The organism is Peribacillus sp. P4_C12 (assembly GCF_056402095.1).
Window position 1 is genome coordinate 1 of sequence record NZ_JBFUIB010000561.1, and the last position, 2,265, is coordinate 2,265.

The window sequence follows — 2,265 nt, forward strand, 5'->3', positions numbered from 1 at the left end:
TGATCGATTTGTTTTTCCAATTCTTCTATGGCTTTTTCTAAATAACTCATATGCTCCCAATGGTAACGCAACATATCACGGTGATGACGRSGAATACGACCATTCATTGCATTTGCAATGTCAGTAATACTTGCTTTTGTTCGCCAATCCACCATTTTTCGAAGACCATCGGTCTCTATTTTTTCACCGTTTAGAATCGCTTCAAGGATTCGGCGTCCCGATACACCAAAAATGTCTGATAATACGGATGTTAGCTTGATATTAGTATCTTGAAGAATTTTGTGAATGCGATTCTGCTCKGAAGTGCGATGATGAATCAATTTTTTTCGATAACGAGTAAGATCTCGTAAATCACGAATATCCTCCGGTGGAACAAAATTGCTTTCAATAAGTCCRCATCTTAKAAGCTTGGCAAGCCATTCGGCATCTTTCACATCMGTTTTACGCCCTGGAACATTTTTRACATGTCTGGCATTGGCAAGAACAAGGTGAAAAGAATCTTCGAGTATATTCCATATTGGTTTCCAGTAGACTCCAGTACTTTCCATCACAACATCGGATACCTGAAGGGTAGTTAACCAATCACTTAAMGCCAAGAGTCCYGTTGTTGTAGTTGAAAACGTTTCAATAGAGGTATTTGGCTTTTTATCTAATGGACCAAATARTACACAGGCTACTACTGTTTCTTGGTGTACATCTAGGCCAGCACACCGTTCAATCATTGCTTCCAWAGGAGAATCACCTCAATAAAAGATTAACAATACATATGACAGGAGATTTGTTRCAAAAATTTTTGTATACGTACTTGTAGTACACTAAAWGGTTCTTCAATACTGTCACAACCAGTTTCTTATACAGGGTATCTTCCTTAAGATCCACCAAAAAAGGTTCAGCCTRGTTGTATTGTTATCATCCATTATCGTCAAGGWGTTAAAGRGTTAGACTCTATTTTGAGTATAGATTTTCGTAGTAGATGGTGGCGGCGAGGAGCGCCGCCATAGRAGTTTCTTATGGARCTAAAGGGGCAGTTTTGTTGAAGAAGGTGTCTCAGTAAAAATAGAGAAATATTATATGAAGCTACCTATGCCATGGTAATACTGAAATGAGGAGCTACCTATATCTTTTTTTCAAGAAGTTTAATTGAACATATTGAGCATTTAAGTCGTGTTTGTCTAAAATGATTTACTTGACTTTTGCAAATCCAAAATATCCGGTTTAGATACGAATTAAATTTCTAATACTAAAGATATCTTTTATTCAGTTAGGACGTTTGATAAAAGTTGAGAATTTTTATAAGAGGTGATGCAAAATTGGAAACATTTTACCGTGCATTCTTGATTTTTGTTGTAGGATATTTATTTTTAAGGTTGAGTGGAAAAAAAGCAGTAGCTCAAATGCACTCATTCGATTTATTGTATATTCTTGTCCTAACCAATATCATCAGTACCCCAGTAGAGGTTAGTAATATGGGAAAGGCTATTACCTATGCTGGAATCACAGTAATTCTATATAAAATCTTTATACGTTTATCCCTACATAATAAATTAAGATGGATCTTATATGAAAGTCCAACGGTATTAATTCAAAACGGAGATATTGATAGAAAAGGGTTGAAAAAGGTACGTATGCCAATAAATGAATTACTGTCACATTTAAGAGAAAAAGGGTATACCGATACTCGAAACATTGCCATTGCAGTGATGGAGGAAACAGGAAGTATTAGTGTTATCCCCAAGTCGGAATATCGACCAGTTCAACCAAATGATTTAAATTTACAAGTAAAGAAAGAATATCTTCCTATCCCACTCATACTGGACAGTCAAATTGTTTACCATAATTTAAAATATCTACAATTAAACCAAAGTTGGCTAATTAACGAGCTCGAAAAAATGGGTGAAAAAATAGAGAATATTACATTAGCAACTTTTTTAGAAGATGGAAAGTTATTTATAGATAATAATGAAATTAAGGAACATAAAAGCGATCCTTATTACTACAAGCCAGGGAGAGACAATTAATTACAGAGAAGCATTAATAAAAAAGTAAAGGTGTTTGAAACAGTTGGATTACTTTACTTGTTTCCTCGGGCTGGCTGGTCAACGCTCTTCACTCGATGGCGTTGTCCATTGGCTTCTGTTGCATAAAAATCATAATAAAGAACATGCATTCCATTTCCTACAGGAAAAGCAKGGCCGGAGTATTTCTGGTAATAGTGAGTATGGCCATCTTCATAGACAACATATCCTTCCGTGTAATGCACATAGT

The 2,265-nt window shown here is 35.4% G+C and carries 2 protein-coding genes and 1 pseudogene; 1 reads left to right on the forward strand and 2 read right to left on the reverse strand.

All coding sequences use genetic code 11. The features are described 5' to 3' along the window. Positions 1–722 (reverse strand): IS110 family RNA-guided transposase (locus tag AC1DUW_RS26470; protein ID WP_477643888.1); only part of this gene is annotated, 722 nt, incomplete at its 3' end. A gap of 588 nt (positions 723–1,310) precedes the next feature. Between AC1DUW_RS26470 and AC1DUW_RS26475 the strand changes: the two genes are divergently transcribed. Continuing rightward, a complete protein-coding gene (locus AC1DUW_RS26475) occupies positions 1,311–2,018 on the forward strand; it encodes a DUF421 domain-containing protein (RefSeq protein ID WP_053345770.1) in 708 nt (235 codons plus the stop codon). 53 nt (positions 2,019–2,071) lie between these two features. Here AC1DUW_RS26475 and AC1DUW_RS26480 read toward each other — a convergent pair. Further along, a pseudogene (locus AC1DUW_RS26480) lies at positions 2,072–2,265 on the reverse strand (YmaF family protein); the annotation flags it as partial.